Consider the following 19,301-nt stretch of genomic DNA (forward strand, 5'->3'; position numbering starts at 1 on the left):
TACCTATGGCAACCCCAGTAGAAACCAGCATCAGCAGTATCACCACGCTCACTTGTTCCAGGTGTGGGCAGCCCCATGACTTTGAAGTGCAGCAACGCGTCTCTTCTTGTTGCGCCATGCCGCTGCTGGCGCAGTATGACCTTTCTGGCACGTTTTCCAAAAAAGACCTCCAAAACAGGGAAGGTACCATGTGGCGCTATCAGGAAGTGCTACCCGTGCTGGACAACAAATTCAAAGTTTCTTTGGGCGAAGGTTTCACCCCGATTCTGGACTTCAAAAACCTGGGAAGCACCTACGGCTTTACCGATTTGCTTCTGAAAGACGAAGGAAAAAACCCAACCGGCTCCTTTAAGGCCCGTGGCCTGAGCATGGCCATCTCCAAGGCCCTGGAACTAGGCGCCGAGGGCTGCATCATTCCCACCGCCGGGAACGCGGGGGTAGCCATGGCCGCCTATTGTGCCAAAGCCAACCTGCCCGCCGTGGTGGTCATGCCACGCCATACGCCCAAGGCCTTCAAAGAGGAATGCTACTGGTATGGTGCCGAGATCCACTTGATTGACGGCCTGATCAATGACTGCGCCGCCGAGGTTCGCCACCTGAACCAGGATAACCAACTACTGGATGTCTCCACCCTTAAAGAACCCTACCGCCTGGAAGGGAAGAAAACCATGGGCTACGAGATTGCCGAGCAGTTGAACTGGACCCTCCCGGATGTGATCCTTTATCCTGCCGGGGGCGGAACCGGGCTCATCGGGATCTGGAAGGCTTTTCATGAGATGATCACCATGGGTTGGCTGAAGCAAAACGTGCGGTTGCCCCGCATGGTGGCGGTCCAGGCAGAGAATTGTCGCCCGGTGGTAGACACCTTTTTAGGGCTACAGGAACACTCCCAGAACTATAACGGCTTACCAACCCTAGCCAACGGTCTGGCGGTCCCCCGCCCATTAGGCGAGCCGCTCATGTTGCAGGTGCTGGCGCAATCTGGCGGCACGGCCATTTCCATTACCGAGGACGAAATGGTGGAAGGGGTACGGGAGATTGGTCGGAAAGAAGGCTTGTTTGTAGCACCCGAGGGTGCCGCCACCTGGATGGCTGCCCGCAAACTCCTGAAACAAGGCTGGCTCAACCCCGAGGAAAAAGTACTGCTTCTGAACACCGGCTCCGGCCAAAAGTACATGGAGAACATTGAAGGAAGATATTAGGGGATAGTCCTGAGTTTTGAGTTCTGAGTTCTGAGTCAAGATTAAATATGGCTTTCCAGATGGATCTGGGGTTTAAAGCTTGTTTTTACGGATTTAGCCCAAAACTATAGATCCAGAACTCAGGACTAAACCCTTGGGTTTTGATCCTTTTTGTGTAAAATGGGTGCGCAAACCATTGTTCCTTCATTATTACCTGCATGAAAGCTTCTTTTCTCCCTCTCGCAGTATTGTCTTTAGGCTTCATGGCGTCTTGTAGCAGCTCTTACCAAGCAATTCATCAAAAAGCCATTTTAGTTGATACCCATAACGATGTCTTGTCTCAGGTGGTGATGGAAGGCCAATCCATGGAGCAGGATTTGACCGGAAAGGCCCACACTGATTTGGTTCGGATGAAGAAAGGCGGGATGGATTTGCAGGTGTTTGCCGTTTTCTGCGACGAGACGTATGGCCCCGGCAGGGCCTTCAACTTTGCGAACCAACAGATAGACACCCTGGAAGCCATTGTGCGCCGGAACCCGGATAAACTGCAAATGGTTTTCACACCTGCCCAGATGCGCGATGTGGTGAAAGCCAACAAAATCGCAGCTTTGACGGGAGTTGAAGGCGGACACATGATAGAGGACAAACTAGAGAACCTTGATCACCTTTACAGCCGCGGCGTACGCTACCTGACCCTCACCTGGAACAACAGTACTTCCTGGGCATCCTCAGCCGCCGATGAAACCAAAGGCAGCGGCTTCAACGGGAAAAAGGGTTTGAATGACTTCGGGAAGCAGGTGGTGCGCCGCATGAATGATCTGGGCATGCTGGTTGACCTTTCGCACGTGGGGGAACATACCTTCTGGGATGCAATAGCCACCTCCACCAAGCCGGTGCTGGTGTCGCATAGCTGCGCCGCCGCCCTGTGTCCACATCCCCGCAACCTTAACGATGAGCAGATCAAAGCCATCGGGAAAAACGGGGGCGTCATTCATGTGAACTTCTTCTCAGAGTTCCTGGACAGTGCCTACACCTCCCGCATAAAGGCTTTTATTGCCAAACATGACCCCGAGATAAAAGAACTCAATGACAAAGGCGTGAAAGGCATGGACCTGCGGAAAACTATTTTCCAAAGGTATCCTGAGGAGTCCAAAAATATTGAACCACCCATTGATGCGTTGCTGAACCATATCGATCACATTGTGAAGCTGGCTGGTATTGACCACGTAGGGTTGGGCTCAGATTATGATGGCATCTCCTCGGCGCCCATTGGTTTGCACGATGTCAGCACCTATCCCTTGATCACCAAAGGTCTCCTGGAACGTGGTTACAGTAAGAAAGACATTGCGAAAATCCTGGGCGGCAACTTCATCAGAGTTTGGGAGGCGAATGAACCTAAAGGAATGGCTAAAAAGTAATAAGCGGCTTTTTCTCTTTTAGACTTCGGTTGATCAAGGACCTGCTTAGTTAAGCGCAATGCATTCGTCGTTACGGAGTAACTCAGCTACCAGGTAATATGTAGAGTCGTTACACTGTAACGACGTCCTCTGCCAAGATGAAAGGCGCTGCCTTCCCTGAGTAGGGCCAACGTGGGCAAAAGCATAAAACCGTCTGGAAGTTTCATCCTTGCATATATAAGCAGTACATTAAATCCTTACGACGGGAAAGGCTTGCTTTTCTTAAAACTCGAGTTCGTCCTTTATTCGGTCCAGCACCGAAGAGGAGGTTCCGGTTCTTTCACCTTCCACTGATCCTATCATCCGTAAACCTGTGACATTCCCGGCAAAAACCAATTCTGCGGATTTTAGAACTTCAGGCTTGAACTGGCCTTCCTTTACCTCCCAATTGTTCTGGATTGCCCATCGCAGCAGCCTCCGACGGAGCACTCCATTTAAGCAGCCAGTTTCCAAGGCTGGCGTGAAAAGCGTTTGGTCTTTGATCCAGAAAAGGTTAGAAAAAGTGAGTTCGGCCAGGTTCCCTGCCGGGTCTAATAAGAGTAGGTCATCTAAACTACGGTATACTTTCTCTCTGCTGGCCATCACGTAGACCGGGGAGTTGAAGCCCTTGAAAGAAGAGAAAGGAGAGGGGATGGTCCTCACCTTTTGGCAAATACCTACTTTGATAGGGGTTGTTGCTGGCACCCTGGCGGCTTGCGCGGTCACCAACCAGTTGGTTTCATCTGTCTGCGGCGTATAAAGCCCTTCACCCGCCCGCCAGATCTTCAGTTTCACCCTAGCCAAAGCGCCGGTGTTATTTTCTTCGGCAAGTTTCTGCACCATTTCTGAAAATTGATTTGAGAACAGCACCGCCGGCAGTTCAAGTCCTAAAACTTCTCCGGCTTCATTAATCCTTTCTAAGTGCTCGGGCCAGAACCTGATTTTGCCTTCTTTTAGAACAATGGTCTCAAAAAATCCATCGTTGTACTGAAAGGCCCGATTGGTGAGCGGCAGGCGTAATTCTTCTTCTAAAATGGTTTGGCCGTTGTACAGTAGAAACACGGTTATTAAGTTGGATATTGTAAAAAGAAAAGGAACGGTTATACCAAGGCGAACTGCTTGCCCGGTAAACTCTTGACGTGGCTACTAAACTCCAACGTGAGCAAGACCGTGGAGAGCTGGTTCATGGAAAGCTGCGTATGCCTGCTGAGCACGTCAATATGCAACGGGCCGGCTTCTTTTAAAGACCTGAGGACCTTCCGTTCTTCCTCAGAAAACCCCGTATAGTCTTCCTGCGGCGCAGCACTAACCTTAGGAGAAGCCAGCGCTTTATCCCAGTTCAGGAGTTCTTCCAGGTCTTTGGGTTGGGTGTACGGCACCGCCTTCAGGGTCTTGATGAGGTGGTTGCAGCCCTGCGAAGTAGGCGAGGTGATAGGGCCGGGCACGGCCATTACCTCACGGTCATAGCCATGCGCAATATCCGCCGAAATCAGGGAACCTCCCTTGGAAGTGGACTCCACCACGATGGTGCAATCTGCCAAGCCGGCGATGATACGGTTCCGGGCCGGGAAACGGGGTGCATCTGGAGCGGTGCCGAAGGGGAACTCAGTTAAAAGTCCGCCTTGGCTGAGCATTTTCTGTGCCTCTGTTTTATGGGCACTGGGGTACACCAGGTCAATGCCCGTACCCATTACGCCTACGGTGGGCAAGCCTGCTTTCAAAGCCGCTCTGTGCGCGGCAATGTCTATGCCGTAGGCCAGGCCGCTTACCACCAGCACTTCGTGTTTCACCAGGGCCTGTACCAACTGCTCTGTGACGGCGCGGCCGTATTCCGTGCTTTTGCGGGTGCCTACAATACTGATTACCTTGACGGCATTCAGGTCGGCGTTTCCTTTGTAGTAAAGCAGGAGCGGTGCATCAGGCACGTTTTTGAGCCGCTGCGGATAATCAGGCGAAGTGTAGAAAAGGATTTTAACGTTTTCCATTTCAACCCGCTTCTGGATGGTTTCCGCTTCTCGCAGCGCTGCGGACCTATGGGAAAGGATTTTATCGGCCAGCAAAGAGCCAACGCCGGGCACCTTGGTCAGCCTTTCTTTGGAGGCAGAAAACACCGCCTCGGCAGACCCGAAATATCCCAGCAAAGCACGCGACATCACCCCAGCCACGCCGGGGATCAAAGGAAGGGCTACCTGGAACAAAAGGTCTGGAGACACTGCGGGTCAGTTCTGAGTTCTGAGTTCTGAGTCTTGTTTTTCAACTCAGGAATCAGAACTCTTTTATGGTAATTGTGACTTGATGCTGATTAAGAATTCTTTCACCTTCTCAAGGGATTGAACCATCTCAAATTTTTCTTTGGCCTGTACGCCTCTCGTCTTGAGCATTTCGCGGGCGCCCTGGATGGTGTAGCCGCGTTCCTTTACCAGGTGGTACACAAAGCGCAGGTTTTCAATGTCTTTTGGCGAAAACAGGCGGTTTCCCTTCTTGTTTTTCTTCGGTTTGAGGATGTCAAACTCGGTTTCCCAGAATCGGATCAAAGAGGGAGCCACCTCAAACATGGCCGCCACTTCCCCGATGCTGTAATACTGCTTCTCTATGTCTCGTTCTTTGTAAGGCACTTTCTTAAAGTTCTGAGTCTTGAGTTCTGAGCTCTGAGTCTGGAATATTCTCAAGCCGACTCAGGACTCAAGACTCAGAACTCAGGACTCTTTTTAAGCTTGTTTTCTGAAAAACAGCGCTAAAACGCAACGGTGACCACCGCCGTTTGCTAAAAAAGCTTACTTTTGCAGACGGCATGGTGCGCGCTGGAACGGCAAAAATTCGCTTTTTCTTTCGCATTTACAAGCCCTTGCGCCTAGTTTAAGAAAGCAATTATTTAGATACATGACCTCCGCTGAGATTCGTCAGAAGTTCCTGGATTTCTTCGCCTCCAAAGGCCACCAGATTGTTCCGTCCGCGCCTATTGTGGTGAAAGACGATCCTACGCTTATGTTTATCAACTCGGGCATGGCGCCGTTCAAGGACTATTTCCTGGGCAACAAACCGGCGCCATCTCCGCGCGTGGCAGATACCCAGAAGTGTCTGCGCGTGTCCGGCAAGCACAATGACCTGGAGGAAGTAGGCTATGACACCTACCACCACACCATGTTTGAGATGCTAGGCAACTGGTCTTTCGGGGATTACTTCAAGCATGACGCTTTGAAATGGTCCTGGGAATTGCTGACGGAGGTTTACAAGCTGCCCAAAGACAGGCTTTATGTATCCGTGTTCCAGGGCGATGCTACTGAGAACCTGCCCATGGACCAGGAGGCTTACGATATCTGGAAGACCATGATTGCGGAAGACCGCATTCTGATGGGCAACAAGAAGGATAACTTCTGGGAAATGGGCGATACCGGCCCTTGCGGTCCTTGTTCAGAAATCCACGTGGACCTGCGTTCCGAGGAGGAAGTAGCCAGAATCCCAGGCAAAGACCTGGTGAACAACGACCATCCGCAGGTAGTGGAAATCTGGAATAACGTGTTCATGGAATTCAACCGTTTAGCCGACGGCTCTTTGGTGAAACTCCCTGCGCAACACGTAGATACGGGCATGGGATTCGAGCGTTTGTGCATGGCTATCCAGGGCAAACAATCCAACTATGACACCGACGTTTTTCAACCGATCATCCAGTTCATCGCCTCAGAAGCCGGCGTGACTTACGGTGAAAACGAGAAAACCGATATCGCCATCCGCGTGATTGCGGACCACATACGGGCCATCTCTTTCACCATCGCTGATGGGCAGTTGCCGAGCAACAACAAAGCCGGGTACGTCATCCGCCGGATTCTGCGCCGTGCGGTTCGTTACTCCTTTACTTATCTGAACTTCAAGAAGCCGTTCCTCAACACCATCGTGCCCGTTTTGGCTGACCAGTTGGCGAACGTGTTCCCCGAACTGAAAGCCCAGCAGGCTTTTGTGCAGCGTGTGATTGAAGAAGAAGAAAACGCTTTCCTGCGTACCCTGGAGAATGGTCTGAAGCGTCTGGAAACATTGAACGATAATTTCAAGGCGAACGGCAACACCATTGACGGGAAAACCGCCTTTGAACTGTATGACACCTTCGGGTTCCCGCTGGATTTGACTGCCCTGATTGCAAAAGAAAACGGCCTTACCATAGACGAAGCCGGCTTCACCACTGAGATGGAGCAGCAGAAAAATCGCTCCCGCAACGCCGCTCAGACCGAGCAGGGAGACTGGATCGTGCTGCAGCCGGATGTGGAGACCGAGTGGGTGGCGTATGACGCTGAGTCGGTAGAAGCCCGCATTGTGCGCTACCGCCAGGTGACTGCCAAAAACAAGAAGGAATTCCATGTAGTGCTGGACCGCACGCCTTTCTACGCCGAGAGCGGTGGACAGGTAGGTGATACCGGCGTATTGGAATCAGCCTCAGGCAAGGTGAAAGTCCTGAACACCACCAAAGAGAACGACCTGATCATTCATATCACTGCTGAGCTGCCCAAAGACCTGGAGGCTCCGGTAATCGCCTCCGTGGACGCCAGACGTCGGGACCTGATCAAGAAGAACCACTCGGCTACGCACTTGCTGCATGCTGCTTTAAAACAGGTGCTGGGTGATCACGTGAACCAGAAAGGCTCTTTGGTGAGCGACAAACTGCTTCGTTTTGACTTCTCGCACTTCACCAAAGTAACCGAGGAGCAATTGCGCGAAGTGGAGCAGATTGTAAACGAGCGCATCCGGGAGTCCATTGAGAAAGACGAGCGCCGCAACGTGCCTATTGAAGAAGCGAAAGCTTTTGGGGCCACCGCCTTGTTCGGGGAGAAGTACGGGGAGTTCGTGCGGATGATCACGTTCAACCCGGCGTTTTCCATTGAACTGTGCGGCGGTACGCACGTGGCCAATACCGGTAACATCGGGTTCTTCAAGATCGTGAGCGAAAGCTCGGTGGCCGCCGGCGTGCGCCGTATTGAAGCCGTGACCGCTGATGTAGCCGAAGAGTACGTGGATAAGCAGATTACCCAGTTTGAGGAAGTGAAACAGTTATTAGGCGTACAGAAAGAATTCGGCAAAGCCATTGAAAAACTGCAGGACGAGAACAGCGCGTTGCGTAAGCAATTGGAAGCCTTCGAGCTGAAGCAGGTGACCGCCCAGAAAGAGAAACTCGCCTCCGAAGTACGCCACCTCAACGGTATCAACTTCCTGGCAGCCCGCGTAGACGTGAGCTCCGCCGATTACCTCAAGAAACTGGCTTTCGACCTGCGCGGCGTGGTAGACAACCTGGTGCTGGTACTTGCCGCCGATGTAGACGGAAAACCGCAACTGGCCGTTATGTTATCTGATGAGGTGGTGTCTGGCAAAGGCCTGAACGCCGTGCAGATGGTGAAAGAACTGGCCAAAGAAATCAAAGGCGGCGGCGGTGGACAGCCGTTCTACGCCACAGCCGGCGGTAAAGAAGTGGCCGGGTTAGATGTTGCCCTGTCCAAAGCTGAGGCCTTGGTGCAGTAAGTACGGGCTTTCCGTTTTGAGACCGTTTCCCTAAAAACCGGCCCGAAACGGAAAACAATCAAACCACTGACACGCGGTTTTTGACTCGCGCCGGAGATAATTAATAGAATAGAAAACAATAGCCGTTTAGCGGCTGTTTTTCAGAAAATAGACCCAAAACAGAAATCGTATTGCGCCTTGCGCCATACGTGCTAAAAAAGAAACATGAACGAAGAGATCCGTTCCCAATACCAAGCCATTATCGGTCTGGAGGTGCACGCCCAGCTGCTCACCGAGAGCAAAGCGTATTCCTCAGATTCTACGGAGTACGGCATGCTGCCGAACACCAACCTGAGCGTGATCACGCTGGGGCATCCGGGTACCTTGCCGCGGGTAAACAAAAAAGTGGTGGAGATGGCCATAAAAATGGGCCTGGCAACCAACTGTGAGATCACCCGGAACAACTATTACGCCCGTAAGAACTACTTCTACCCAGACCTTCCAAAAGGCTATCAGATCACGCAGGACAAAACGCCTATCTGCACCAAAGGTCACCTGGACATCAAAACCAAAGACGGGCAAGAAAAGCGCATCGGGATTACCCGCATCCACATGGAAGAGGACGCAGGAAAATCCATGCACTTGGCAGGGGAGACCGAGACCCTGGTAGACCTGAACCGCGCCGGCACGCCTTTGATCGAGATTGTGTCTGAGCCGGACATCCGGGATTCTGAGGAAGCTTATGCCTACCTGACACAGATCAAGAAACTGGTGCAGTACTTGGAGATCTGCGACGGTAACATGGAAGAAGGCTCCCTGCGCTGCGATGCCAACATCTCGGTGATGAAGAAAGGCGCCAGCAAGTGGGGCACCAAGGTGGAGGTGAAAAACATGAACTCCTTCCGGAACGTGCAGCGCGCTATTGAGCACGAGATTGATCGGCAGATTGAGATCCTGGAGAACGGCGGCACCATTGACTCCGAGACCCGGAATTTTGACGCGAACACCGGCATTACTACCGGCATGCGTTCCAAGGAAACCATGAACGACTACCGGTACTTCCCGGAGCCAGACCTTCCGCCGGTAATCATCTCCGAGGAGTGGCTGCATACGGTAAAAGAAGGCATGCCTGCGTTGCCGCAGGAGTTGTACAACCGCTTCACGCAGGAGTTCGGCTTGTCTGATTATGACGCCGGCGTCTTGACCGATGACAAAGAGGTGGCCCTGTTTTACAATGCCCTTTGCCAGCACACCAGGAACTACAAAGCCGCGGCCAACTGGGTAAGCGGACCGGTGAAATCTTACTTGAATGAACTGGCGCTGGACATGCCTGCCTTCCCTTTGAAGCCGGAGCAGATTGCCGGCCTCATTGAATTGGTAGACTCTAACAAAGTAAGCCACAGCGTTGCCGCCAAGCAGATCTTCCCGTATTTGCTAGAAAACCCGGGTAAAACGGCCCAGCAGGTAGCCACCGAGCAGAACCTGGTGCAGGAATCTGACGAGGGAGCCTTGCAGGGAATCATTGACCAGGTGTTGGCTGCCAATCCGCAGAAAGTGGCGGAATACAAAGCCGGAAAAGTCTCTTTGCTGGGTATGTTCATGGGCGATCTCATGAAACAAACCAAAGGTAAAGCAGATCCTAAGGTTGCCAATAAGCTGTTGAAAGAGAGCCTTGATAGATAAGCTCATTTCCATAAAAAGATGAAGAAACAAATGATACTGGCCGCTGCCTCCCTGTTGGTGATAGGCGCCTGCCAAAAGAAAGGAGTTGCCACGGCAGATACGGATAAAAGCTACCGAATCTCTGGCAAGATCAACAACATGACCACGGGTAAAGTCTACCTGGATGAACTGGGAGAGCAGGCCTTTGTTCCTTTTGACACAGCTAGCATCAACAAAGACGGCACCTTCCTGTTGGAGGGCACCGTAAACGAGCCAGCCATCTACAAACTCGGGTTCGAGAATCAGGAAGGCATCATGCTGGTAGTAGACAACAAGAGCATCCAAGTCACTGCCGACTCCGGGAAAGTAGCGCAGACCTACACGGTGACCGGCTCCAAAGACTCTGAGTTGATTAAAGAGTTGAACAGCATCATGCAAGGCATGCAGCAAAGCGCCACTGCTCTGAACCAACAATTCCAGGAGGCCGCCAACTCTGGTAACCAGGCCGAGGTGAAAAGACTGCAGGAGCAGTTCATGGCCTTGCAAAAGGATAACCAAAACAAGCTGAAGGCCTTTGTGAAAGCGAATCCTTCTTCGGTGGTTTCGGTGTACACGGCGGGCAACATCCTGAACCTGGATGAGCACTACACCTTCGTGGACAGCATGGCTACTGCCTTCAAAGCTGCTTTGCCAAACTCTAAGTACACCAAATCCCTGGAAGAGCGCCTGACCAAGTTGCGGAGCACCGCCATGGGTAGCGTAGCACCAGACATCAAACTGCCGTCTCCAACCGGACCAGAGGTGGCCTTGTCATCCCTCAAAGGAAAATACGTCTTGATTGATTTCTGGGCAAGCTGGTGCGGACCTTGCCGCCAGGAGAACCCCAACGTGGTGCGCATGTACAACAAATACAAAGACAAAGGCTTTGAGATCTTCGGGGTGAGCCTGGACCAGGACCGCGCCAAATGGTTAAAGGCCATTGAAAACGATAAGCTAACCTGGCCGCACGTTTCAGACCTCAAAGGTTGGGAAAGCTCCGCTGCCGCCCTGTACGGCATCACCGCTATTCCGCAGACAGTGCTGCTAGACAAAGAAGGAAAGATCATTGCCAAGAACCTGCGAGGACCAGCGCTTGAGGAGAAACTGGCCTCCTTGCTTCAGTAAGAATACTTATAACCATAAACAGAAAGCGGCTGCCATTCTCCAATGGCAGCCGCTTTCTGTTTATGGGGCTTATTTTTAATTCTGCTGCAAAAAAATCTTCTGCAATACATCCCAGAGTTTCTTTTTGAGCTCTACGCTTTTCTCAATATCCTCCAGGGAATCTACCAGCACAAAGCGTGATTCACCTAGCCGGTACATGCGGTAGAACTCCATGCGGGAGAGATTGGCCACCGGCAAGCCCTGCCCGAACAGGATAATGTGCCTGGCTACGTTCTCAGCGGCGATTTTCTTCACATCATGCTCCAGCGCCGGAGACATATTCCCGAATTTGATCTGCCCAGTGTTAAGACCCACGGCGGCCATTACTTTCTGCAGAAAAGGATGCTGCGGCAATTGCCTGAACACGGTTTCCGGAACCTCAAATAGCAAGTACGTGCCGTGCACGGCTTCTCCCAGCCATTTTATCTCCTCTGCCGGCGCAGCAGGAGCGGCAACCGGTTCTTCTATAACCTGAACTGCCAAAGAAACCTCAGCAGGTGTTTCCACCTTTTCCGGTGTTGGTTCTGGTGCCGGAGCCTCTGCTGTTACCGGAGATACAAGGCTGGCCACCGGAATAGAAATGGCTTCTTCGCTGGCTGGTTCAGGAATCACATACAGGGTGTCTTGGCCATACAGTTGCTGGAGAAATAGAAAGTCTGCGGATGAAGAAGACATCAGTGGTTTAATTAAAAATGCTTTGGATTAATCCTCTAGTTCAAAGATCGCCTTCAATTCGTTTGCATCGTGGGGTTTCATACGGCCTGCCAGGATAAGGCGAAGCTGACGTCTGCGCAGGGCACCGGCAAATTTCTCCTGCTCCTCGGCAGATTCCGGGATTGCTTCCGGTACGGGTACTGAGTTACCGTTTTCATCCAGGGCCACAAAGGTAAAATAAGCCTCGTTTGACTTCACCTTGGTTCCCGAAGGAATATCCTCGGCCCAAACCGTGATATGAACCTCCATGGAAGTGCTGAAAGCCCGGGTCACCTGCGCCTCCAGGGTAATCACGTTCCCCAGTTTGATGCTCTCCCTGAAAGAAACATTGTCTACCGAGGCGGTGACCACAATGCGGTTTGAGTGTTTTTGGGCGGCAATGGCAGATACAATGTCCATCCAGTGCATCATGCGGCCTCCCATGAGGTTGTTGAGCGTATTGGTATCGTTGGGCAGGACCAGCTCGGTCATCCGCACATAAGAATCCTTGACAGATTTTTGCTTACGCATAAAAAGGTGTGTAATTGAAAAGTAAAGATACGGCAGAATAGGCAAAGCCTACCACATTTTAATCTGTAAGGACTTTGATTACTCAGACAGGAAAGAATAAAAGGTAATTAAAAGGGACGCTAAACTCTGGTCTATTTCCAGCCTTGTTTTCCCAAAAGCGGCACAAACTTGAAGTTATCGAACTCTTCCTTCGTGAATTCCTCTTCGCCCAGGCGGGTGATGCGAAGCATTTTCTGGGTTCCCGTGTCGCCCACCGGTATCACCAATTTGCCGCCTAGGGTCAGTTGCCGGAGCAGGGTTTTAGGGATGATGGGCGCACCCGCCGTCACCAGAATCTTGTCAAAAGGCGCGTGCTGCGGCAGACCTTCAGAACCGTCGCCCAGAAAAGTGAAAGGAGTAAGGCCCATCAGATGAAACTGGCGGTTGGCTTTATGGAACAGCACCTCATTATATTCAATAGTATACACGTTTGGCGTGAGTTGCAGGAGAATGCTGCATTGGTAACCAGATCCTGTGCCAATCTCCAGCACTTTGTCGTGGGGCTGCACATCCAGCAGCTCGGTTTGGTAGGCTACCGTGTAAGGCTGGGAAATGGTTTGACCCTCGCCAATAGGAAAGGCCTTGTCTTGATACGCTTGCTCCAGAAAAGCCTTTTCAAAGAAAAAATGGCGGGGCACCTGCTCCAGGGCTTGTAGCACCTTTGGGTCTTTGATTCCTTTTCCCTGAACAACACGCACCAAGCTTTTGCGCATGCCTTTGTGTCGGTAACTGTCTATGAGCATAAGAGGTCAGGTATAAACTTTATATACGTTTAAAGGTCAAATCTGAAGGGAGTACGTCGCGAAATTAGCAAATAGCCTTTCATTGCCATGAAAATTAATTTTTGGTCCTGATTTTGGAATTTGCGTGTAGCTTTGCGATAGAATGGAGCTAACCTGTGCCGTGTTGTTTTTGATGTGATTCATGCCGCTAAACCGAAACCAACATTTATATAAACTGATTTTAGGGGATTTCCTGGCAGCTTTTCTGGCTTGGTCTGTCTTCTATGTATCAAACAACAATGTATTTGTAGATTTTTCGGAGGCGTTTACCTTGGCCTTCTTTACGCGTTCCTTCATCATCGCCACTTTTTGGGTTATCCTGTACGGTTTGTTAGGCCGCTACCGGGATATTTACAGGATCTCCCGGTTCAAGGAGGTAACGCTCTTGGCTGGTATGTCACTGGGTGGCGCCATGGCCATTTACCTGGCTTTCCTGTTAGAGGACCCCAACCTCAACCGCTTCCAGGTCTACTCCAAACCCATATTAAGTTATTTTTTGCTGCATTTTGGTTTCTCGCTGTTTTTTAAGCTGGCCATTCTAAGCCATCTAAAGAAGCTGGTGTACAACGGAAAAGTGTTCTTCCATACCGTGGTGGTAGGCTCCAGCGGCAATGCCCGCGAGGTATATGATGAACTGGAAAGCAACAACCGGCACCTGGGCTTCAGGATGGTGGGATTCGTGCAGAGCCAACCGTCGCAGCCACACGCCTTCCAGGAGGAGATCCCATCTCTTGGTTCATTCCACCGGTTACCCCAGGTAATCAAAGAGTTTGATGTGCAGGAAGTTATCATCGCCATTGAACCCTCAGAGCACCGCCTGATTGAACAGATTCTAAGCTCGCTGGAAGGCGAGGACGTCCGGATCAGTATTCTGCCGGATGTGTACCAGATTCTGTTGGGCTCGGTGAAAGTGGCGCACCTGTTCGGGACGCCGTTGATTGAGGTAAAACGCGACCTGATGCCCGTGTGGCAGCAACTCCTGAAAAGGATCATTGACCTGGCCGCAGCTATCCTGGTGTTAACCTTGCTGTCGCCTGTGTACGCCTTGCTGGCTATTCTGGTGAAGGCCTCCTCGCCAGGCCCGGTGTTCTTCCGGCAGGAGCGGATAGGCCTGCACGGAAGGCCCTTTAACATCCTAAAGTTCAGGAGCATGTACCTGGATGCCGAGAAGATGGGCCCGGCCCTGTCCTCAGATGATGACCCTCGGGTAACCAGACTAGGCCGCTTCATGCGGAAAGTACGGCTTGATGAACTACCCCAGTTCTACAACGTGTTAATAGGCGAGATGAGTCTGGTGGGCCCCCGGCCCGAGCGGCAGCATTTTATTGACCTCATCACCCAGCACGCGCCCCACTACAAACACCTGCACCGCGTAAGACCAGGTATCACCTCCTTAGGCCAGGTGAAATTTGGGTACGCCCAGAATGTACAGGAAATGGTAAGACGCCTTAAATACGACATCCTCTACATAGAAAACATGTCCCTGGTCATGGACTTCCGGGTCATGCTTTATACTATCAAGATTATTATACAGGGGAGAGGGAAGTAGTTAATGTGCTAATGATTTAATGTGCTGATGTGCTAATTAAATCATTTAACTCCCAGTTTATAGCACCTTAGTACATTGACCAATTAGCACGTTATGTATGGTATTACCTAATTACCTCATTTAAAATAGCACATCAGCACTTTAACCAAATAGCACATTAGAAAACATGTTCACTGGAATTATAGAAGCGCAGGCCGAGGTGGTGGCCATCAGAGATGAGCAGGCTAACCGGCATTTTACCTTAAGGTGTCCGTTTACGTCTGAGTTGAAGATAGACCAGAGCGTGGCGCATAACGGGGTTTGCCTGACGGTGGTGGCGCTGGAAGAGGACACGTATACTGTGACGGCCATCGCTGAGACGCTCTCCAGAACGAATTTGGGGCAACTGAAACAAGGCGATACCGTGAACTTAGAGCGGTGTCTTTTGGCGGGTAGCCGCTACGATGGGCATATTGTGCAGGGGCATGTAGACCAGGTGGGCATTTGCGAAGAGGTGAAAGACCAGCAGGGCAGTTGGCTGTTCCGGTTCCGTTACCAGCCCCAAGGCGCAGGCAACGTGACCGTGGAGAAAGGATCCATCTGCGTGAATGGCATAAGTTTGACAGTGGTAGAATCAGGCACTGATTTCTTCTCAGTGGCCATCATCCCATACACCTATGAGTTCACCAACCTGCACGCTGTGAAACCCGGCGACCAGGTGAACCTGGAGTTTGACATCATCGGAAAGTACGTAGCCCGATTGCTGCAAAAGTAAATCCGTTTCAAGCCTGAAAAGTAAATTTCAGGCTTGAAACGGATAGCAGCACTCTGTTGGGATGTAACTTTAACTTTGCCAGAAGGCGTAGCGTTCTGATGCTTTTTTGTAGAAATACATGCTTAGCCAGGCGGTGGCAATCCCAATCAAAGCACCGCCGGTAATGTCTCCGGGGTAATGCACGCCCAGGTAAACGCGGCTGTAGGAGATGGCCGTGGCCCAAACCAAGAGGAGCAGTTTGAAACCCCACTGTTTCTTAGGCAAGAGCATGATCACGAAAATGGCCACTGCAAAGGCATTGGCCGCGTGCGAAGACACAAACCCGTACTGGCCGCCGCAGCCATCCACGGCGTTTACCACCTCGCCAAGCGTTAAGTCATGACAAGGGCGCAGGCGGGCTACGGTAGGCTTCAGGATACCGGAGGAGATGAAATCAGCAAGACCCACGCTGGCGCCCAAAGACAGGACCATGAGCCAGCCTTTTCTCTTGTAAAAATAGATGAACAGCCCCACCAGTACGCCATAAAAAGGAAACCACACATACTTGTTGGAAATCAGGATCATCACGGCGTCCCAGAAAGGGGAATGGTGCCGGTTCAGCTCCAGGAAAAGCGCGTGGTCTAAGGCTATCAGTTCATCCATGGTTAAGAAAGGCTAACCCAATCAATTCCTTTTTTGAAACAAGCCAGGGCTTCCGCCTCAGGCGTACCTACGGCAGGGGCATGGCTGTAGTGCCAGGAGGCCAGGGGCGGAAGGCTCATGAGAATAGACTCCGTGCGTCCGTTCGTCTCCAGTCCGAACTTGGTACCGCGGTCATTCACCAAATTAAATTCCACATAGCGTCCCCGCCTGATCAACTGCCACTCTTTTTCATGGGCGCTGAATTCTAGGTCTTTGTTCTGGTTCACAATGGTGGTATACGTAGGAGAAAACGTGTCTGCCACCGCCTGCACAAAAGCAAAACGTTCTTCCAATGTGATTTCCGCCGTAGGTGTGAGTCGGTCAAAGAAGATGCCGCCTACGCCGCGGGTTTCCTCGCGGTGCGGGATGTAGAAGTAGTCATCGGCCCAGCGCTTGAACTCGGGGTAATATTCCGGCCGGAAACGGTCGCAGGTGTTTTTCAGGCTCTGGTGGAAGAACCGTACCTGATCTTTGTTCACGTAAATGGGCGTAAGGTCAATGCCACCGCCAAACCAGGCCTCGCCGTTGCCGGCCTCAAAATAGCGCACGTTCATGTGTGTAATGGGCACATGCGGATTGGCCGGATGGATAACGACTGAGACGCCCGTGGCAAAGAAATGCGGATCGGGGAGGTGTAGGGCCGCCGCGGCTTTTTCGGGCAACACACCTTCCACGGCGGAGAAATTCACGCCTCCTTTTTCAAAAACAGCTCCGTCCTGGATCACGCGGGCTGCCCCGCCACCGCCGCCGGGTCTGTCCCATTGGTCTTCCCTGAAGCGAGCCACACCGTCACAGGTCTCCAGATCGGCGCAGAGGCGCTCCTGAAATGACTTAAACCATTTTTGTATCGTATCTCTCATTATTGATGCTTTTCCGTTTTAAGGCCAGTTTGGCAAAAATAGGCGATAAATAGGAGAGGCCCACCATTTCGGCATTTTGCTTTCTTCAGGATTAGCCGTACTTTAGAAAACCGAACAAATGTTAGCTTATGAACCAGACGTCTGTTGAAGCTCCCGCCCCCGTAGCGGTTGAGCTTCTCTTAAAAGCCTATCGGCTGATGCTCACCGCCAAAGCCATGGCCGACACCTACGAAGAAAACAAAGCCGTTTGCAGCAAATACGTCCATAGCACCTCCCGCGGCCACGAGGCCATCCAACTGGCCACCGCTTTTCACCTCACCGAAAAAGATTTTCTTTCGGTTTACTACCGCGATGAATCTATTTTACTTGGCCTGGGTTTGACACCCTACGAGCTCATGCTCCAGCTCATGGCCAAGCGCGATGACCCTTTCAGCGGCGGCCGCACCTACTACGGCCACCCTTCCCTGCGTAGGCCCGGTTTTCCTGTGATCCCGCACCAAAGCTCGGCCACCGGCATGCAGGCTATCCCGGCCACCGGCATGGCGCACGCGCTGGCGTATCTGGAGTCGCAGGACCTGATGGATTCTTCCAAAGGCCGCGTGGTGGTTTGTTCCCTGGGCGATGGTTCTGTGACCGAAGGGGAAGTGGCTGAGGCTTTCCAGATGGCGGTGCTCAAGAAACTACCCATCATCTATTTGGTGCAAGACAACGACTGGGGTATCTCCGCGAAAGGCACTGAAATGCGCGCTATGGATGCCTACGAGTATGCTGCGGGCTTTAAAGGAATGGAACGCCTGCGGGTGGATGGCGCTGATTTTATAGATTCATACACCGGCATGGCCGAGGCCTTCCGGATTGCCCGCCAGGAGCGGCGCCCGGTGCTGGTGCACGCCAAATGCCCTTTGCTGGGTCACCACACCTCCGGCGTGAGAAGGGAATGGTACCGCGGTGATAACTTGGCAGAGCACAGTCTGCTGGACCCGTTGCCAAAACTAGGCACTTACCTCCTGGAGCAAGGCCTTACTGCCGATGAACTGATCTCGATTGCCCAGGAAGTAAAGGAGGAGGTACAGGCCCAATACGTGAAAGCATTGGCAGCCCCAGATCCTGATCCGGCAACCTTCAACCAGCACGAATTTGCGCCCACTCTGGTGACAGACGAAAGCGGAGACCGCACGCCAGCCAACGCGGAGAAAACCACCATGGTAGACGCGGCCCTCCACGCCGTAGACGATATCCTTAAGCAATACCCCGAGGCGCTTTTCTACGGCCAGGACGTGGGCGGAGAACTGGGCGGCGTTTTCCGGGAGGCGGCACTGCTGGCCCAGAAGTACGGTGATGCCCGGGTGTTCAATACGCCCATCCAGGAAGCGTACATCGTGGGGTCTACTGCGGGAATGTCAGCGGTGGGGGCAAAACCCATCGTAGAGATCCAGTTCGCGGATTACATCTGGCCGGGCATCAACCAGTTGGTAGAAGAACTCTCTAAAAGCTGTTACCTGAGCATGGGCAAATTCCCGGTGCAGGCCCTCATCAGGGTGCCTATTGGGGCGTACGGTGGGGGCGGACCTTACCACTCCGGCAGCGTGGAATCCACCTTGCTCAATATTCGGGGCATCAAAGTAGTCTACCCCAGTAATGCCGCGGATATGAAGGGCCTTATGAAGGCCGCTTTCCTGGACCCGAACCCAGTGGTGATGCTGGAGCACAAAGGCCTTTACTGGTCCAAAGTGCCCGGCACAGAAGACGCCAAAACCACAGAACCTGCCGCTGACTACATCCTGCCCCTGGGAAAAGCGAACGTGGTGCAGCAAGCCTCTGATGAACAGTTTAGCCAAGGGAACAGCCTTACCGTGATCACCTACGGCATGGGTGTGTACTGGGCCAAAGCTGCCAGTAAGAAGTTGGCTGGCTCCGTGGAGATTGTAGACCTGCGTACGCTGAATCCTTTGGACTATGAAACCGTGGAAGCCTCGGTAAAACGCCACGGTAAAGTGCTGGTTTTAACCGAGGAGCCTCTCATGAACTCCTTCGCAGAGTCTCTGGCCGGCCGCATTGGTAAAACCTGTTTCAAGTATCTGGATGCCCCGGTTTTCACCCTGGGTGCCGAGAACTTACCCGCCGTGCCGCTTAATGTAGACCTTGAAAAGATGATGCTGCCCAACGGAGAAAAGGTGTTTTCAGTGTTACAGGAGTTGCTGGAGTATTAAGCAAGTACCAGTATTTTTGAAGACCTATAACTGCACTCCCTTTTCCTCACCTGTCATCTTGGAAAGATCTTGTGGGCGAACTAGGCTTGCCCTACTATGCACCACTACCGTTTGCCACCAAGATCCTTTCAGGATGACAGATAAGAAGTAGAAGAAAAAGAACGTTAGCTGCTCTACATGCACCAAACCGTTCTGAATACAAATAAAAAGAAGGGCTTCTGTTTTGACGCTGTTTTCCC

The 19,301-nt window shown here is 52.0% G+C and carries 16 protein-coding genes; 8 read left to right on the forward strand and 8 right to left on the reverse strand.

What is annotated here, in order from left to right:
- Positions 1–5 precede the first annotated feature (5 nt).
- Together J3P34_RS11840 and J3P34_RS11845 are read left to right on the forward strand one after the other, a co-directional pair.
- Entirely contained in the window at positions 6–1,202 is a 1,197-nt protein-coding gene (locus J3P34_RS11840) for a threonine synthase (protein ID WP_210488904.1), read from the forward strand.
- 242 nt (positions 1,203–1,444) lie between these two features.
- Positions 1,445–2,599, forward strand: a complete 1,155-nt coding sequence (locus J3P34_RS11845) for a dipeptidase (protein ID WP_210488905.1) — start codon at positions 1,445–1,447, stop codon at positions 2,597–2,599.
- Between the two features lie 261 nt (positions 2,600–2,860).
- Here the strand turns inward: J3P34_RS11845 and J3P34_RS11850 are convergent, their stop codons facing one another.
- From J3P34_RS11850 to J3P34_RS11860, 3 genes are all read right to left on the reverse strand, one after another.
- Entirely contained in the window at positions 2,861–3,679 is an 819-nt protein-coding gene (locus J3P34_RS11850; protein ID WP_210488906.1) for an aminotransferase class IV, read from the reverse strand.
- A 38-nt stretch (positions 3,680–3,717) separates the two neighbouring features.
- A complete protein-coding gene (gene dprA / locus J3P34_RS11855) occupies positions 3,718–4,830 on the reverse strand; it encodes a DNA-processing protein DprA (RefSeq protein WP_345890356.1) in 1,113 nt (370 codons plus the stop codon).
- A 63-nt stretch (positions 4,831–4,893) separates the two neighbouring features.
- Positions 4,894–5,232 carry a MerR family transcriptional regulator gene (locus tag J3P34_RS11860; RefSeq protein ID WP_210489440.1) on the reverse strand — a complete coding sequence of 113 codons (339 nt, stop codon included), beginning with the start codon at positions 5,230–5,232 and terminating at the stop codon, positions 4,894–4,896.
- Between the two features lie 265 nt (positions 5,233–5,497).
- On the opposite strand from J3P34_RS11860, the gene alaS reads away from it, so the two are divergent.
- The 3 genes from alaS (at position 5,498) to J3P34_RS11875 (ending at position 10,924) form a co-directional block, all read left to right on the forward strand.
- Positions 5,498–8,119, forward strand: a complete 2,622-nt coding sequence (alaS, locus tag J3P34_RS11865) for an alanine--tRNA ligase (RefSeq protein WP_210488907.1) — start codon at positions 5,498–5,500, stop codon at positions 8,117–8,119.
- A 204-nt stretch (positions 8,120–8,323) separates the two neighbouring features.
- Positions 8,324–9,781: an Asp-tRNA(Asn)/Glu-tRNA(Gln) amidotransferase subunit GatB gene (gatB, locus tag J3P34_RS11870; protein WP_210488908.1), complete on the forward strand. Its 1,458-nt coding sequence runs from the start codon at positions 8,324–8,326 to the stop codon at positions 9,779–9,781.
- 18 nt (positions 9,782–9,799) lie between these two features.
- Entirely contained in the window at positions 9,800–10,924 is a 1,125-nt protein-coding gene (locus J3P34_RS11875) for a TlpA disulfide reductase family protein (RefSeq protein WP_210488909.1), read from the forward strand.
- Between the two features lie 75 nt (positions 10,925–10,999).
- Here J3P34_RS11875 and J3P34_RS11880 read toward each other — a convergent pair whose 3' ends face one another.
- The 3 genes from J3P34_RS11880 to J3P34_RS11890 form a co-directional block, all read right to left on the reverse strand.
- Positions 11,000–11,638 carry a hypothetical protein gene (locus J3P34_RS11880; protein WP_210488910.1) on the reverse strand — a complete coding sequence of 213 codons (639 nt, stop codon included), beginning with the start codon at positions 11,636–11,638 and terminating at the stop codon, positions 11,000–11,002.
- A gap of 27 nt (positions 11,639–11,665) precedes the next feature.
- On the reverse strand, positions 11,666–12,187 hold the full coding sequence (locus tag J3P34_RS11885) for an acyl-CoA thioesterase (RefSeq protein WP_210464888.1): 522 nt from the start codon (positions 12,185–12,187) through the stop codon (positions 11,666–11,668).
- 131 nt (positions 12,188–12,318) lie between these two features.
- Positions 12,319–12,969, reverse strand: a complete 651-nt coding sequence (locus J3P34_RS11890; RefSeq protein ID WP_210488911.1) for a protein-L-isoaspartate(D-aspartate) O-methyltransferase — start codon at positions 12,967–12,969, stop codon at positions 12,319–12,321.
- A 181-nt stretch (positions 12,970–13,150) separates the two neighbouring features.
- Between J3P34_RS11890 and J3P34_RS11895 the strand changes: the two genes are divergently transcribed.
- Positions 13,151–14,557: a sugar transferase gene (locus J3P34_RS11895; protein ID WP_210488912.1), complete on the forward strand. Its 1,407-nt coding sequence runs from the start codon at positions 13,151–13,153 to the stop codon at positions 14,555–14,557.
- Positions 14,558–14,723: 166 nt separating this feature from the next.
- A complete protein-coding gene (locus J3P34_RS11900) occupies positions 14,724–15,311 on the forward strand; it encodes a riboflavin synthase (protein WP_210488913.1) in 588 nt (195 codons plus the stop codon).
- 69 nt (positions 15,312–15,380) lie between these two features.
- Here J3P34_RS11900 and J3P34_RS11905 read toward each other — a convergent pair whose 3' ends face one another.
- Both J3P34_RS11905 and hemF read right to left on the reverse strand, forming a co-directional pair.
- Complete coding sequence (locus J3P34_RS11905) at positions 15,381–15,953, reverse strand: phosphatase PAP2 family protein (protein ID WP_210488915.1); 573 nt, start codon at positions 15,951–15,953, stop codon at positions 15,381–15,383.
- Between the two features lie 2 nt (positions 15,954–15,955).
- A complete protein-coding gene (gene hemF, locus J3P34_RS11910; RefSeq protein ID WP_210488916.1) occupies positions 15,956–16,852 on the reverse strand; it encodes an oxygen-dependent coproporphyrinogen oxidase in 897 nt (298 codons plus the stop codon).
- 128 nt (positions 16,853–16,980) lie between these two features.
- Between hemF and J3P34_RS11915 the strand changes: the two genes are divergently transcribed.
- Complete coding sequence (locus tag J3P34_RS11915) at positions 16,981–19,062, forward strand: alpha-ketoacid dehydrogenase subunit alpha/beta (protein WP_210488917.1); 2,082 nt, start codon at positions 16,981–16,983, stop codon at positions 19,060–19,062.
- Positions 19,063–19,301: the final 239 nt, after the last annotated feature.

The sequence above is a fragment of the Rufibacter aurantiacus genome (assembly GCF_017916345.1).
Lineage (GTDB): Bacteria > Bacteroidota > Bacteroidia > Cytophagales > Hymenobacteraceae > Nibribacter > Nibribacter roseolus.

Bases quoted from the DNA above. Each gene is read 5' to 3' on its own strand.
- J3P34_RS11905 (WP_210488915.1), bottom strand. From the start codon at position 15,953: ATGGATGAACTGATAGCCTTAGACCACGCGCTTTTCCTGGAGCTGAAC.
- J3P34_RS11840 (WP_210488904.1), top strand. From the start codon at position 6: ATGGCAACCCCAGTAGAAACCAGCATCAGCAGTATCACCACGCTCACT.
- J3P34_RS11845 (WP_210488905.1), top strand. From the start codon at position 1,445: ATGGCGTCTTGTAGCAGCTCTTACCAAGCAATTCATCAAAAAGCCATT.
- J3P34_RS11900 (WP_210488913.1), top strand. From the start codon at position 14,724: ATGTTCACTGGAATTATAGAAGCGCAGGCCGAGGTGGTGGCCATCAGA.
- hemF (WP_210488916.1), bottom strand. From the start codon at position 16,852: ATGAGAGATACGATACAAAAATGGTTTAAGTCATTTCAGGAGCGCCTC.
- J3P34_RS11895 (WP_210488912.1), top strand. From the start codon at position 13,151: ATGCCGCTAAACCGAAACCAACATTTATATAAACTGATTTTAGGGGAT.
- J3P34_RS11915 (WP_210488917.1), top strand. From the start codon at position 16,981: ATGAACCAGACGTCTGTTGAAGCTCCCGCCCCCGTAGCGGTTGAGCTT.
- gatB (WP_210488908.1), top strand. From the start codon at position 8,324: ATGAACGAAGAGATCCGTTCCCAATACCAAGCCATTATCGGTCTGGAG.
- J3P34_RS11875 (WP_210488909.1), top strand. From the start codon at position 9,800: ATGAAGAAACAAATGATACTGGCCGCTGCCTCCCTGTTGGTGATAGGC.
- J3P34_RS11880 (WP_210488910.1), bottom strand. From the start codon at position 11,638: ATGTCTTCTTCATCCGCAGACTTTCTATTTCTCCAGCAACTGTATGGC.
- J3P34_RS11890 (WP_210488911.1), bottom strand. From the start codon at position 12,969: ATGCTCATAGACAGTTACCGACACAAAGGCATGCGCAAAAGCTTGGTG.
- J3P34_RS11885 (WP_210464888.1), bottom strand. From the start codon at position 12,187: ATGCGTAAGCAAAAATCTGTCAAGGATTCTTATGTGCGGATGACCGAG.
- alaS (WP_210488907.1), top strand. From the start codon at position 5,498: ATGACCTCCGCTGAGATTCGTCAGAAGTTCCTGGATTTCTTCGCCTCC.